Raw genomic sequence first — 13,641 nt, 5'->3', positions numbered from 1 at the left:
GCGCAACCGGATGACCGAACCCGCATGATCAGCGAACCGAAGATCACTCCCGAGCTCATCGCCGAACACGGCCTGAAGCCCGACGAATACGAGCGCATCCTCACGCTCATCGGCCGCGAGCCGAGCTTCACCGAGCTCGGCATCTTCTCGGCGATGTGGAACGAGCACTGCTCCTACAAGTCCTCGCGCCTGCACCTGAAGGGCCTGCCAACCAAGGCGCCCTGGGTGATCCAGGGCCCGGGCGAGAATGCCGGCGTCATCGACATCGGCGACGGCGAGGCCGCCGTGTTCAAGATGGAGAGCCACAACCACCCCTCCTATATCGAGCCCTACCAGGGTGCGGGGACGGGCGTCGGCGGCATCCTGCGCGACGTGTTCACCATGGGCGCGCGGCCGATCGCGGCGCTGAACGCGCTGCGCTTCGGCGATCCCGCCCACCCGCGCACCCGCCATCTGGTGGCGGGCGTGGTGGCCGGCATCGGCGGCTACGGCAATTCCTTCGGCGTGCCGACGGTCGGCGGCCAGGTGGGCTTCCATACCCGCTACGACGGCAACTGCCTCGTCAATGCGATGGCGGTGGGCCTCGCCGACGCCGACAAGATCTTCTACGCGGCGGCGACCGGCGTGGGCCTGCCGGTGGTCTATCTCGGCTCCAAGACCGGCCGCGACGGCATCCACGGCGCCACCATGGCCTCCGCCGAGTTCGGCGAGGGCGCGGAGGAGAAGCGCCCGACCGTGCAGGTCGGCGACCCCTTCGCGGAAAAGCTGCTGCTGGAAGCCTGCCTCGAGATCATGGGCGCGGGCTGCGTGGTCGCGATCCAGGACATGGGCGCGGCCGGCCTCACCTGCTCGGCGGTCGAGATGGGCGCCAAGGGCGACCTCGGCATCGAGCTCGACCTCGACGCCGTGCCCTGCCGCGAGGAGGGCATGAGCGCCTATGAGATGATGCTCTCCGAGAGCCAGGAGCGCATGCTCATGGTCATCGCGCCGGGCAAGGAGGAGCAGGCCGAGGCGATCTTCAGGAAGTGGGGGCTCGACTTCGCCATCGTCGGCCACACCACCGACGACCTGCGCTTCGTGGTGAAGCACAAGGGCGAGGTGAAGGCCGACCTCCCGATCAAGGAGCTCGGCGACCAGGCCCCGCTCTATGACCGCCCCTGGGTGGAGACGCCCAAGCAGCAGCGCATCGAGCCGGCTTCGCTGGAGATCACTGGTACGCTGCCGGGCGCGCTGGAGCGGCTGATGGGCTCGCCCAACTTCGCCTCCAAGCGCTGGATCTGGGAGCAGTACGACCACCTCATCCTCAACAACACGGTGCAGCGCCCGGGCGGCGACGCTGCGGTCATCCGCGTCGCGGACGGCCCGAAGGCGCTCGCCCTGACCTGCGACGTCACCCCCCGCTATTGCGAGGCGGACCCGTTCGAGGGCGGCAAGCAGGCGGTGGCGGAAGCCTGGCGCAACATCACCGCCGTCGGCGGCAAGCCCTTGGCGCTGACCGACAATCTGAACTTCGGCAACCCCGAGAAGCCGGAGATCATGGGCCAGCTCGTATGCTGCCTGCGCGGCATCGGCGAGGCCGCCCTCAAGCTCGACTTCCCCGTCGTCTCGGGCAATGTCAGCCTCTACAACGAGACCCATGGGCGCGGCATCCTGCCGACCCCGACCATCGGCGGCGTCGGCGTGCTGCCGGACGTCGAGAAGATGGCCACGCTCGCCTTCAAGGCGAATGGCGAGACCATCCTCGCCGTCGGCGAGACCAGCGGATGGCTCGGCCAGTCCGCCTTCCTCGCCGAGGTGTTCGACCGCGAGGACGGCGCACCGCCGCCGGTCGACCTCGAGCTCGAGAAGCGCAATGGCGACTTCGTGCGCGCGCTGATCGAGGACGGGCTCGTCACCGCGGTCCATGACGTGTCCGACGGCGGCCTGCTGGTCGCGGTCGCGGAGATGGCGATGGCCGCGGGCATCGGCGCCACGCTGGTCTCCCCGCCCGCCGAGATGAGCCCCTTCGCCTACTGGTTCGGAGAGGACCAGGCCCGCTACGTGCTGACCGTGAATGGCGGCACCAAGGGCGCCGTCATCAAGCGCGCCGAGGCCGCCGGCATCGCGCTCTCCAAGCTCGGCACCACGGGCGGCGACAAGATCGCCCTGCCCGGCGAGCGGGCGATCGTGCTGGAGGCCCTGCGCGAGCGCAACGAAGCCTGGCTGCCCATCTATATGGGCGCGGGCATGATGTGAGGGAGCCCCGACCATGGCGATGGAAGCAGCCGAGATCGAACGTCTCATCCGCGATGGCCTGCCGGACGCGCAGGTGACGATGCGCGACCTGGCCGGCGACGGCAATCACTGGCACGCCACCGTGGTCAGCGAGAGCTTCCGCGGCAAGTCGCGCGTGCAGCAGCACCAGATGGTCTATGCCGCCATCGGCGAGCCCATGGGCGGCGTCCTGCACGCCCTCGCCCTGCAGACCGAAATACCCAAGGCCTGACGGTAGCGGGCGGCGAAAGCCGCTGCCGAAGGTTTGAGGCGGCGCGGCACGACAGCGCGGCGGGCGTGGTTTATATAGGGTCCAAGGGTTGAATGGCGCGCCGGCGCCATCACCTATTCCACAGGACCAGGAACACGCGGCCCGGCGGGCCGCCAACGGGTGAATGCCAGATGAGCATCCAGGATTTCATCGACAGCCAGGTGAAGAGCAACGACATCGTCGTCTTCATGAAGGGGACGCCCCAGTTCCCCATGTGCGGCTTCTCGGGCCAGGTGGCGCAGATCTTCACCCTGCTCGGCGCCGACTACAAGGGCATCAACGTCCTCGATTCCGACGAGATCCGGCAGGGCATCAAGCAGTACACCAACTGGCCGACCATCCCGCAGATCTTCGTCAAGGGCGAGTTCGTCGGCGGTTGCGACATCCTGCGCGAGATGTACCAGTCGGGCGAGTTGCAGACCCTGCTCGAGGAGAAGGGCATCCCGGTCATGGGCCGCGCGAGCGCCTGAGGCCTCGCGCGCGGGGTCGTCTCCCGGGTAGGTTTCGCGGCACCGATGGGGCCGGCGGCGATCGGCTGTTCTTGAACCCGGCGTCCAGGGCCGCAGCCGGCCCGGACCGACGTGACCGGAAGAGGCGTGTCGCCCGAGCGACTGCCGCTACGCGGCTATTTCGGCTTCATTGAGCCGGTCCAATTCCAGCTCAAAAAGACCGCAAATCCGGGATCGCCGTTATCTACGAACTGCCGATCGCCGCGCTTTGATTGAGCGATCCCGTTCGGCCGGCGGATTGTAGAGAGCTCGCAGCTCTTCGCCTTCAAGTCCACGCGTGCGAGCGCATCGCCGGGTCCGCGGCACGGCACGGCGAGCCTCATCGACCTCGATCGTTTCGGCGCCCTATATCCTCACCATCAAGAAGACGACCAGACGGGGCATCACCCGCGAACCGCGCGTGACGCGCGAGCAGGGCTATCGCTGCCGCCGGTTCTAGCGCTTCGCCCATGGCGCTGACCTCTACGAGATCGAGACCTCGAAGCTGTTCCGCACCGACGGGGCAGTAGTGAAATCGCGCGCGCGGCGGGTCGGCCTGCGCGACGACGGCATGAAGGACGGCGGCGCGAAGGAAAACCCCGGCACGGCTCGCCTTCCCCGACCTGCTGAACGTAGGGCTGAGGCGTGTTCCTGTCCGGCAAGGCGGGTTGCGGCCAGCGCTTCATCGGCCACATCATGCCGAGGCGCGCGGGCACTTGCGCGCATGGCCAGCATCACGGCACATGCCGACCACCTGCCGCACGCGGCGCTGAAGCGGCTGCTCGTCGAGGTCGTTGGCTGACTGCCGGCCCGCGACGAGAACCCTCCGAGCGGCCTGCGCAACGTCATGGCCCGGCGATGGAGCACGGCAGGCTCGGCCTGCCGGACCGGAATCAACCTCTCCAAATTCGCCCGCATCTCCTTGACCAACAACAAAAAAGCCGCCCGGATGGGCGGCTTTTCGTGTCTCGCGATCCGGAAGGATCAGCGCGAATAATACTCGACCACGAGGTTCGGCTCCATCACCACCGGATAGGGCACCTCGTTGAGCTCGGGCACGCGGGCATACTTCGCGGTCATCTTGGAGTGATCGACCTCGAGATAGTCCGGCACGTCGCGCTCGCCGGAGGCGACCGCCTCGACCACCAACGCGAGCTGCCTGGAAGCTTCCTTGACCTCGATCACATCGCCGATCTTCAGCTTGTAGCTCGGGATGTTGACGCGGCGGCCGTTCACCTTGACGTGGCCGTGGCTCACGAACTGGCGGGCGGCGAACACGGTCGGAACGAACTTGGCGCGATAGATCACCGCGTCGAGACGGCGCTCGAGCAGGCCGATCAGGTTGGCGCCGGTGTCGCCCTTGAGGCGCGAGGCCTCGACATAGACGGCGTAGAACTGCTTCTCGCCGATCGAGCCGTAATAGCCCTTGAGCTTCTGCTTGGCGCGCAGCTGCACGCCGAAGTCGGAGAGCTTGCCCTTGCGGCGCTGGCCATGCTGGCCGGGGCCGTATTCACGCTTGTTGACGGGGCTCTTGGCACGGCCCCAGATGTTTTCGCCCATACGGCGGTCAAGCTTGTGCTTGGCCGAAACGCGCTTGCTCATGCGCAGGTCCTCTTCGCATCATGTTGCGTTTGGATCGCGCCCCCTCCTCTGCCCCTCGGGATTCTTCCCTGAGGGCCGACAGGACCCCTCCGAACGCGCCGGAGGCATCCACGGGTGCGTGAAACACCACGCGGGGCCGTTGGACAGCCCCGCGAGTGGCGGGTGCATAGTGGGAAACGGACGAAAGGTCAAGGTGCGCGGCCCGGCCTGCCGCCCTCAGTGCGCCTTCCTCAGCGCCGCCAGCACGTCAAGCCCGGCATAGCCGTCCGGCTTCACGCCCATGCGGCGCTGGAAGGTGGCGACCGCGCCCATCGTCATGTTGCCGACGCGCCCGTCGACGCCGCCGGTGTCGAGCCCGATCCGGGTCAGGCGGCGCTGCACCTCCTGCACCTCGGCCAGCGTCAGCGCCCGCTCGCCGCCCGGGAACGGCGTGACGAAGTCGCCGCCGCCCAGCACCCGGTCGCCGAGATGGCAGACGGCGAGCGCGTAGTTCATCGACGGGTTGTAGCTGCGCACCGCGTAGAAGTTCTGCGTCAGCAGGAAGCACGGGCCGTCGGTGCCGACCGGCGCCCACAGGCGCGCCCGCGCCTTCGGATAGGCGAAGCGTCCCCCACCCGCCGGCCGCACGCCGAGCTTGGCCCAATCGGCAACCGTGCGCCAGCGCCGCGCATCGGCATATTTGTCGTCGACGCCCTGCATCGTCACCTCGAAGCCCCAAGGCAGGCCCCGCTGGTAGCTTCCGCGCTTGATGAGGTAGCGCGAGCTGCCCGCCAGCGCGTCGGCCACCGAATAGGGCGAGGGATAGCCGTTGCCGTCATAGTCGACGCCGAGATTGAGCCACACCTCCGGCATCCACTGGGTGTGGCCCATCGCGCCCGCCCAGGAGCCGAGCATGCCCTCCGGCTTGCCCCAGCCGCGCTGCACGATCGCCAGCGCGTTCAGGTACTCGGTCTCCCAGTAGCGCCGCCGGCGCCGTTCACCCCAGGCGAGCGCGGCGAGCGAGGGAAAGACCGGGTGCATGTGGTCGGGATCGGTGACGAGTTCGCCGAAGGCGCTCTCCATGCCCCACAGACCGAGCAGCACGTCCGGCTCGACGCCGTAATCGGCCTTCAGCCGCTTCAGCAGCGACGCGTTCTCCTTGGCCGCCGCCCGGCCGGTGATCAGCCGCCATTCGGAAATCCGCCGGTTCAGATATTGCCAGAGCTCCTCGCGGAATTCGGGCTGGGCGCGGTCCTTGGCATAGACCGAGAGGTCGGGCTGCAAGCCGCGCGTCACCCGGTCATAGACCGCGTCGGTGATGCCGCGCGCCCGCGCCTTGGCCCGGAACTCCGCCACCCATACCGAGAAAGGCTGCTTGGCCGATTGCGCGACCGCCGGCGAGGCGCCGCCGGCAAGCGCCAGCGCACCCGCCCCCATCAGCAGCCCGCGGCGGGACAGCGCCCCCCGCCGGGCCATGCCGAGGCCGCTCTCATGCTCGTCGCTCACGGGGCGAATCTCCTCCGGCCATTGCCGCCGCTGCGTCATGCTGGGGACGGATCGTGTCGTCGGCAAGGCGCCGGGCTACCGCGCCAAAGATTGCCGACGCCTCAGGCCGGCTCGGACACCGTCGGCACCAGCTCTCCCGCCCGCGCCGGGCGCCCGACGATACGCTCCACCAGCGCCGCGTCGAGGGGCGCGCCGGTGGAGAACAGGCGCAGCGGCGCCGGGCTCGCCGCGAAGGCGACCGGCCCGATGAGCGAGCTCAGCCGCCGGGCGATCGCCGCCGCCGGATCGATCCAGCGCACCGGCCACGGCGCCAGCCGCTCCAGCCGGTCGAGGATCAGCGGATAATGGGTGCAGGCCAGCACGATCGTGTCGGTGCGCGCACGGCCTTCGCGCAGGAAGGCCGGCGCGCTCTCGGCGGCGATATCATCGTCCGCTACCTGCTCGCCCCGCATCGCCGCCTCGGCGAGCGCCGCGAGCCGCGCGCTGCCGACCAGATTGACGGCACAGCCGCCGGCGAAGTCACGGATCAGCGCCTGCGTATAGTCGCGGTGCGCCGTGCCGGGGGTGGCCAGCACGCTCACCTGCCGCGACAGCGAGCCCTCGCAGGCCGGCTTGATGGCTGGCACGGTGCCGACGAAGGGAATGGGGTAGCGCGCGCGCAGGGCCGGCAGCACCAGCGTCGAGGCGGTGTTGCAGGCGATCACCACGGCGTCGGGCGCGATGCGCGCGATGAGCGCGTCCATCACCCCCAGGACGCGCGCGACGAGGGCCCCCTCCTCGCGCCCGCCATAGGGAAAGCCGGCATCGTCCGCTGCGTAGACGAAGCGCGCATCCGGCCGCGTGCGGGCCAGCTCGCGGAACACGGACAGCCCGCCGAGGCCGGAATCGAAAACCAGAATGGTCGGCGCACGCAGCGCGCTCGCGGGCGGGTGGGACGGCGCGGAAGACACGAGCGCGGAAACCTGGGACGACCCTGAGGAACGGAGCGAGGCGCCCCGCGCGGCGGGATCCAGACCGGAAACGGGTGAAGCCTCGATACGCATCTGATGTCCTCCATCCCGGCAGGATTGTGACGCATCCTGGTGAACGGAATCTTTCTTTCAGCGCTCCGTCCCGGCCTCTCCTTCCGCTTCGACATCGGGCGCCTCCGGATCGCTCCCGGAAGGCCCGCGCCGGCCGCCCAGACGGGCCGCGGTGCGCGCCGCGCGCGTCTCCCGCCCCTCCACCAGCGCGGCCACCATGCCGTGCAGGGTCGCGAGGTCCTGGCGGGTCAGCCCCAGCCGGTGGAAGATGTTGCGGATGTTGCGGGTGGTGACGGGCTGCTTCTCTTTGGAGCGGAAGAACATCGCCGCGTCGAGCTCGCGCTCGACATGGTCGAAGAAGGCGTAGAGGTCCCCCTTGTCCGCGAGCGGATAGCGGTCCGGCTGCTGGAACGGCAGCGTGCCCTCGGAGGCGAGCTTGAACCACTCATAGCTCACCACCGCGACCGCCATGCCGAGATTGAGCGAGGCGAAGGCGGGGTTGACCGGCAGGGTGAGGATGACGTCGGCGAGCGAGACCTCCTCGGTATAGAGGCCGGTGCGCTCGCGCCCGAACAGGATGCCCACCGTGTCGCCGGCGGCGATGCGCGAAGCGGTCTCGACCGCCATGGTGTCGGCGCCGATCACCGATTTCTGCATCCCCCGCTCGCGCGCCGTCGCGGCGGCGAGGAAGTTGAGGTCCGACACCGCCGAGCGCAGGTCGGGGAAGATCTCCGCCTCCTCGAGGATGCGGTCCGCGCCGGAGGCGAAGGTCACCGCCTTGGGGTTCGGCCAGCCCTCGCGCGGATTGACGATGCGCAGCCGCGACAGGCCGAAATTGCCCATCGCCCGCACGGCCGAGCCGATATTCTCGCCGAGCTGCGGCTCGACAAGAATGACCACCGGCCCACCCTCCGGCCACGCCCTCGTGCTGTCCGTCCCGGCGCCGGGCATCGCTTGTCTCCTCTCCGCACGGGCGCCGCTCCGTCCGGCGCCGAAAGCCCGCTGATATAGAGGTTGCGGGCGGCGATGCGAAGCGCCCGCCGCGCGCGGCACGCCGCGGCAATAAATCGTGCCGATCGCCCGATTGGTCGAAAATTGGCCCGCCGCATGCTTTCCCTCCGATCCGAGGCGCGCTATCACCCGCGCACCCGGCGTCTGCCGCGCGGACACGACGCCGACCCTCCGACAACGATTTCCGTGCGAGGTGGCTATTCATGGCGAAGATCAAGGTGGCGAATCCGGTCGTCGAACTCGACGGCGATGAGATGACCCGGATCATCTGGCAGTACATCAAGGACAAGCTGATCCATCCCTATCTCGACATCGATCTGGAATATTACGACCTCAGCGTCCAGAACCGGGACGCCACCGAGGACCAGGTCACCGTCGATGCCGCCGAGGCCATCAAGCGCGTGGGCGTCGGCGTGAAGTGCGCCACCATCACCCCGGACGCCGGCCGCGTCACCGAGTTCAGCCTCAAGAAGATGTGGCGCTCGCCGAACGGCACCATCCGCAACATCCTCGGCGGCGTGATCTTCCGCGAGCCGATCATCTGCAAGAACGTGCCGCGCCTCGTGCCCGGCTGGACCCAGCCGATCATCGTCGGCCGCCACGCCTTCGGCGACCAGTACCGCGCCACCGACTTCACCGTCCCGGGCCCGGGCACGCTCACCATCAAGTTCGTGGGCGAGAACGGCGAGACGATCGAGCACGAAGTGTACAAGTTCAAGGATTCGGGCGTCGCCATGTCGATGTACAACATCGACGAGTCGATCACCGAATTCGCCCGCGCCTCGCTGAACTACGGCCTGATGCGCAAGTACCCGGTGTACCTGTCGACCAAGGACACCATCCTGAAGCAGTATGACGGCCGCTTCCGCAAGATCTTCCAGGACGTCTACGAAACCGAGTTCAAGGCCGAGTTCGAGAAGAACAAGATCTGGTACGAGCACCGGCTGATCGACGACATGGTCGCCTCGGCGCTGAAGTGGTCCGGCGGCTATGTCTGGGCGTGCAAGAACTACGACGGCGACGTTCAGTCGGACATCGTCGCGCAGGGCTTCGGCTCGCTCGGCCTGATGACGTCGGTGCTGATGACGCCGGACGGCAAGGTGGTCGAGGCCGAGGCCGCGCACGGCACGGTGACCCGCCACTACCGCGAGCACCAGAAGGGCAAGGAGACCTCGACCAACTCCATCGCCTCGATCTTCGCCTGGACCCGCGGCCTCGCCCATCGCGCCAAGCTCGACAACAACACCGAGCTCGCCGCCTTCGCATCCACGCTGGAGAAGGTGTGCGTCGACACGGTCGAGAGCGGCGACATGACCAAGGACCTCGCCTTGCTGGTCGGCGCCGACCAGAAGTGGCTGTCCACCACCGGCTTCCTCGACAAGATCTCCGACAATTTGCGCAAGGCGCTCGCCTGACGCGCGAACCTGCGCGGCGGGCGCTCAGCCGTCCGCCGCGTCGCCCTTGCCGGGCAGCTCCGGCACCGCGATGTCGACCCGGTGCCGCACCGCTTTCAGCCCTTCGTCGTCATTGATCATCGCGCGGATGCGCTCGCCGATCTCCGGGTGGCGCGAGATGACGTCCGCCAGATCCCGCGCGTCGAGCATCAGCAGCATGGCGCGGGTGCGCGCCCGCGCCGTCGCCGCCCGCCGGGCATGCTGCATGAGCGCCATCTCGCCGAAGAACTGCCCGTCCGACAGCACGACCGTCTCGTCCGCGAACTCCAGCGCCACCTCGCCGGAGGCTATGAAATACATCGACGTGGCCTCGTCGCCGCGGCGCACGATGAGCTCGCCCGGCTGGGCGGTGTGCGCCGACAGCGCCTTGTGGATCTCGCCGATCGCCCGCGCGTCGAGGTCGGCGAAGAGCGGCACGCGAGCCACCATGCCCCAGGTGATGATGAAGTCGCGCCGCTTGATCACGTCGACGAAGGCGGTCGCGATGATGCCGACCGGCAGGGCGATCATGATGATGCCGGTGATCATGGTCAGCGCCGCGACGACGCGCCCGGCCAGCGTCACCGGATAGGTGTCGCCATAGCCGACCGTCGTCACCGTCGCCATAGCCCACCACATGGCCGCCGGGATCGAGCCGAACTGCTCGGGCTGCACGTTGCCCTCGACCACATACATGGCGGAGGCCGAGATCAGCACCGCAGCGGCAAGCAGCCAGAAGCAGGCGATCAGCGACTGGCGCTCGCTGTGCAGCACCTCGAGCAGCGACTGCATGCCCGGCGAGTAGCGCGCCAGCTTGACGAAGCGCAGCAGCCGCAGGATCGCCAGCGTGCGCAGGTCGATGCCGAAGAACATGGTGAGCACGAAGGGCAGCCAGGCGATCAGATCGATAATCGCCGCCGGCGTGCGGACATAGATCGCGCGCGCCCGCGCGTCGGACAGGCCGCGATAGCGTGGGTTCTCCGGCGCCACCCACACGCGCAGCAGATATTCGATGGCGAAGATGGTCAGCGAGAACAGCTCGAAGGCGCGGTAGAGCACGGCCTCGCGCAGCATCATGCTCGGCACCGTCTCCAGCACCGCGGTCAGCACATTGACCAGGATGAGGGCGATCAGGCCGTAGTTGACCTTCTCGGCCAGCTTGTCCTGGGGCGAGTCGCGCTCCAGCACCTCATAGGTGCGCCGGCGCCGGCCGCGTCTCCAAATGGCCGAGCGCCAGCCGGCCTGGCCCTTGCCGGCTCCCATGCCGGTCACTCCTCCCCACGGCCCGGCCCGCCCGGCCTCACCCCGCCAGCGCGCTCTCGATCGCCGCCAGGGCCTCGGCCGCGCGCGCGCCATCCGGCCCGCCCGCCTGGGCCATGTCCGCACGGCCGCCGCCGCCCTTGCCGCCCAGCGCCTCGGCGCCGCGACGCACCAGCGCGACCGCGTCATAGGTGCCGGTCAGGTCGGGGGTGACGCCGACGACGATGCCCGCGCGCCCTTCCTCGGTGACCCCGACGATCGCGACCACGCCGGAGCCGAGCCGCTTCTTGCCTTCGTCGACCAGGCTCTTCAGGTCCTTGAGGTCGATGCCGCTCACCTGCCGCGCCATCAGCTTGACCGAGCCGACCATGCGCGCTGCGTCGCCGTCGCCCTCGCCGCCGCCCATGGCGAGCTTGCGGCGCGCATCGCCCAGCTCCCGCTCGAGCTTGCGGCGCTCATCGACGAGCTGGGCGATGCGCACCTCGACCTCGCCGACCGGCGCCTTGAGCAGGCCCGCGGCGCCGCGCAGCGCACGGCTTTCGGCGTTGAGGTGGTGGCGCGCGGCATCGCCCGTCATCGCCTCGATGCGCCGCACGCCGGCGCCGACCGCGCTCTCGCCGACCACGCTGATGAGGCCGATATCGCCGGTGCGCGCCACATGGGTGCCGCCGCACAGCTCGACCGAATAGGGCGCGCCGTTGCCCGCGTCCGTGCCCATCGAGACCACCCGGACCTCGTCGCCGTATTTCTCGCCGAACAGTGCGCGGGCGCCGGAGGTGATGGCGTCGTCGACGCCCATCAGCCGCGTCACCACCGGCTCGTTGCGCAGCACGATGGCGTTCGCCACGTCCTCGACCTTGATGAGTTCGGCCTCGTCGACAGGCTTGGGATGGCTGAAGTCGAAGCGCAGCCGGTCGGGCGCGACCAGCGAGCCCTTCTGCGCGACATGGTCGCCGAGCACCCGGCGCAGCGCCTCGTGCAGCAGGTGCGTCGCCGAATGGTTGGCGCGGATCTCGCGGCGCCGCGCACCGTCCACCGTAAGCACGAGGCTGGCGCCGACGGCGAGAGTGCCCGATTCGACCTCCACCTCATGGGCAAAGACGTCGCCGAGCTTCTTCTGCGTGCCGAGCACGCGCAGCACGACATCGTCCTCGCCGACCATGCGGCCGGTATCGCCGACCTGGCCGCCCGATTCCCCGTAGAAGGGCGTCTGGTTCAGCACCACAAGCCCCTGCATGCCGGCGGAGAGTTCCTTCACCTGCCGCCCCTGCGCGACCAGCGCCGTCACCGCGCCCTCGGCGGCCTCGGTCTCGTAGCCGAGGAACTCGGTCGGGCCGACCTCCTCGCGCACGGCGAACCACACCGCATCGGTCGCCGCCTCGCCGGATCCCGACCAGGAGGCGCGCGCCTCGGCCTTCTGCCGCTCCATCGCCGCGTCGAAGGCGGAGGTGTCGACGCTCACGCCCCGGGCGCGCAGCGCGTCCTCGGTCAGGTCGAGCGGGAAGCCATAGGTGTCGTAGAGCTTGAACGCCGTCTCGCCGGAGAACTTGGCGCCCGCGCCCAGCCCCTCGCTCTCGGTCTCCAGGATCGACAGGCCGCGCTCCAGCGTCTTGCGGAAGCGCGTCTCCTCGAGCCGCAGCGTCTCCGTCACCAGCGCCTCCGCGCGTACGATCTCCGGATAGGCGCGGCCCATCTCGCGCACCAGCACCGGCACGAGGCGGTGCATCAGCGGGTCGCGCGCGCCGAGAAGCTGCGCGTGGCGCATGGCGCGGCGCATGATGCGGCGCAGCACGTAGCCGCGGCCCTCATTCGAGGGCAGCACCCCGTCCGCCACCAGGAAGGTCGAGGCGCGCAGGTGATCGGCGATCACCCGGTGGCTCGCCTTCTGCGGGCCGTCCGCGGGAACGTCGGTCATCTCCTCGACGGCGCCGGTCAGCGCGCGCATCAGGTCGATCTCGTAATTGTCGTGCGTGCCCTGCAGCACGGCCGAGATCCGCTCGAGCCCCATACCGGTGTCGATCGAGGGGCGCGGAAGGTTGACGCGCTCGCCGCCCGGAAGCTGCTCGAACTGCATGAAGACGAGATTCCAGATCTCGATGAAGCGGTCCCCGTCGGCGTCGGGCGAGCCGGGGGGGCCGCCGAAGATGTGCGGGCCGTGATCGTAGAAGATCTCCGAGCAGGGACCGCACGGCCCCGTGTCGCCCATCTGCCAGAAATTGTCCGAAGTCGGGATGCGGATGATCTTCGAATCCGGCAGCCCCGCGATCCGCTTCCACAGGCTGAACGCCTCGTCGTCCTCAGAATAGACGGTGACGAGCAGCTTCTCGACCGGGAGCTCGAACTCGCGCGTGATCAGGTTCCAGGCAAACTCGATCGCGTTCTCCTTGAAGTAGTCGCCGAAGGAGAAATTGCCGAGCATCTCGAAGAAGGTGTGGTGGCGCGCCGTGTAGCCCACATTGTCGAGATCGTTGTGCTTGCCGCCCGCGCGCACGCATTTCTGCGAGGTGGTCGCGCGCGAATAGGGCCGCTTCTCGATGCCGGTGAAGACGTTCTTGAACTGCACCATTCCGGCATTGGTGAACATCAATGTCGGATCGTTGCGCGGGACAAGCGGCGAGGACTCCACGACCTCATGGCCGTTCCTCGCGAAATAGTCGAGAAAGGTCGATCGTATCTCGTTAACGCCGCTCATTGAATCCGGTCCGCCGCAATCTAGACTGCCGGCGCCGCGAGACGTCCGGCCCGCGCCGCAGGCGCGAGTGCACGGTTCTAGCGATGCGCCAAGACCTTGTCCAGAAAGGCCGGCCGGCTCATTT

General features: G+C 68.8%; 10 protein-coding genes. 4 read left to right on the top strand and 6 right to left on the bottom strand.

The window, feature by feature from the left end:
- Positions 1-24 precede the first annotated feature (24 nt).
- The 3 genes from purL (at position 25) to grxD (ending at position 2,994) form a co-directional block, all read left to right on the top strand.
- Entirely contained in the window at positions 25-2,235 is a 2,211-nt protein-coding gene (gene purL, locus NVS83_RS19255) for a phosphoribosylformylglycinamidine synthase subunit PurL (protein ID WP_258740755.1), read from the top strand.
- Positions 2,236-2,248: 13 nt separating this feature from the next.
- On the top strand, positions 2,249-2,485 hold the full coding sequence (locus tag NVS83_RS19250; protein ID WP_258733197.1) for a BolA family protein: 237 nt from the start codon (positions 2,249-2,251) through the stop codon (positions 2,483-2,485).
- A gap of 170 nt (positions 2,486-2,655) precedes the next feature.
- Positions 2,656-2,994, top strand: a complete 339-nt coding sequence (gene grxD / locus NVS83_RS19245; RefSeq protein ID WP_258733198.1) for a Grx4 family monothiol glutaredoxin — start codon at positions 2,656-2,658, stop codon at positions 2,992-2,994.
- A 1,002-nt stretch (positions 2,995-3,996) separates the two neighbouring features.
- Here grxD and rpsD read toward each other — a convergent pair.
- The 4 genes from rpsD to NVS83_RS19225 form a co-directional block, all read right to left on the bottom strand.
- Entirely contained in the window at positions 3,997-4,614 is a 618-nt protein-coding gene (rpsD, locus tag NVS83_RS19240) for a 30S ribosomal protein S4 (RefSeq protein ID WP_258740754.1), read from the bottom strand.
- Positions 4,615-4,830: 216 nt separating this feature from the next.
- Positions 4,831-6,069, bottom strand: coding sequence for a lytic murein transglycosylase (locus NVS83_RS19235; RefSeq protein WP_258740881.1), 1,239 nt, complete (start codon positions 6,067-6,069; stop codon positions 4,831-4,833).
- Positions 6,070-6,200: 131 nt separating this feature from the next.
- Positions 6,201-7,049 (bottom strand): glutamate racemase, encoded by an 849-nt coding sequence (gene murI / locus NVS83_RS19230; protein WP_258740753.1) that lies wholly within the window; start codon positions 7,047-7,049, stop codon positions 6,201-6,203.
- Positions 7,050-7,199: 150 nt separating this feature from the next.
- Positions 7,200-8,021, bottom strand: a complete 822-nt coding sequence (locus tag NVS83_RS19225) for an RNA methyltransferase (protein ID WP_258740752.1) — start codon at positions 8,019-8,021, stop codon at positions 7,200-7,202.
- A 314-nt stretch (positions 8,022-8,335) separates the two neighbouring features.
- Between NVS83_RS19225 and NVS83_RS19220 the strand changes: the two genes are divergently transcribed.
- Positions 8,336-9,547 (top strand): NADP-dependent isocitrate dehydrogenase, encoded by a 1,212-nt coding sequence (locus NVS83_RS19220; protein ID WP_258740750.1) that lies wholly within the window; start codon positions 8,336-8,338, stop codon positions 9,545-9,547.
- Between the two features lie 24 nt (positions 9,548-9,571).
- Here NVS83_RS19220 and NVS83_RS23480 read toward each other — a convergent pair whose 3' ends face one another.
- The gene (locus NVS83_RS23480) at positions 9,572-10,828 is read right to left on the bottom strand and encodes a cyclic nucleotide-gated ion channel (RefSeq protein ID WP_309486222.1); all 1,257 of its coding nucleotides are present in this window, start codon (positions 10,826-10,828) and stop codon (positions 9,572-9,574) included.
- 37 nt (positions 10,829-10,865) lie between these two features.
- Positions 10,866-13,517 carry an alanine--tRNA ligase gene (gene alaS / locus NVS83_RS19205; RefSeq protein WP_258740749.1) on the bottom strand — a complete coding sequence of 884 codons (2,652 nt, stop codon included), beginning with the start codon at positions 13,515-13,517 and terminating at the stop codon, positions 10,866-10,868.
- Between the last annotated feature and the right edge of the window lie 124 nt (positions 13,518-13,641).

This window comes from Ancylobacter mangrovi, from assembly GCF_024752335.1.
Classification (GTDB): domain Bacteria; phylum Pseudomonadota; class Alphaproteobacteria; order Rhizobiales; family Xanthobacteraceae; genus Ancylobacter; species Ancylobacter mangrovi.
The sequence above is the reverse complement of the archived record's forward strand: the minus strand, read 5'-3'. Positions and strand labels throughout refer to the sequence as shown.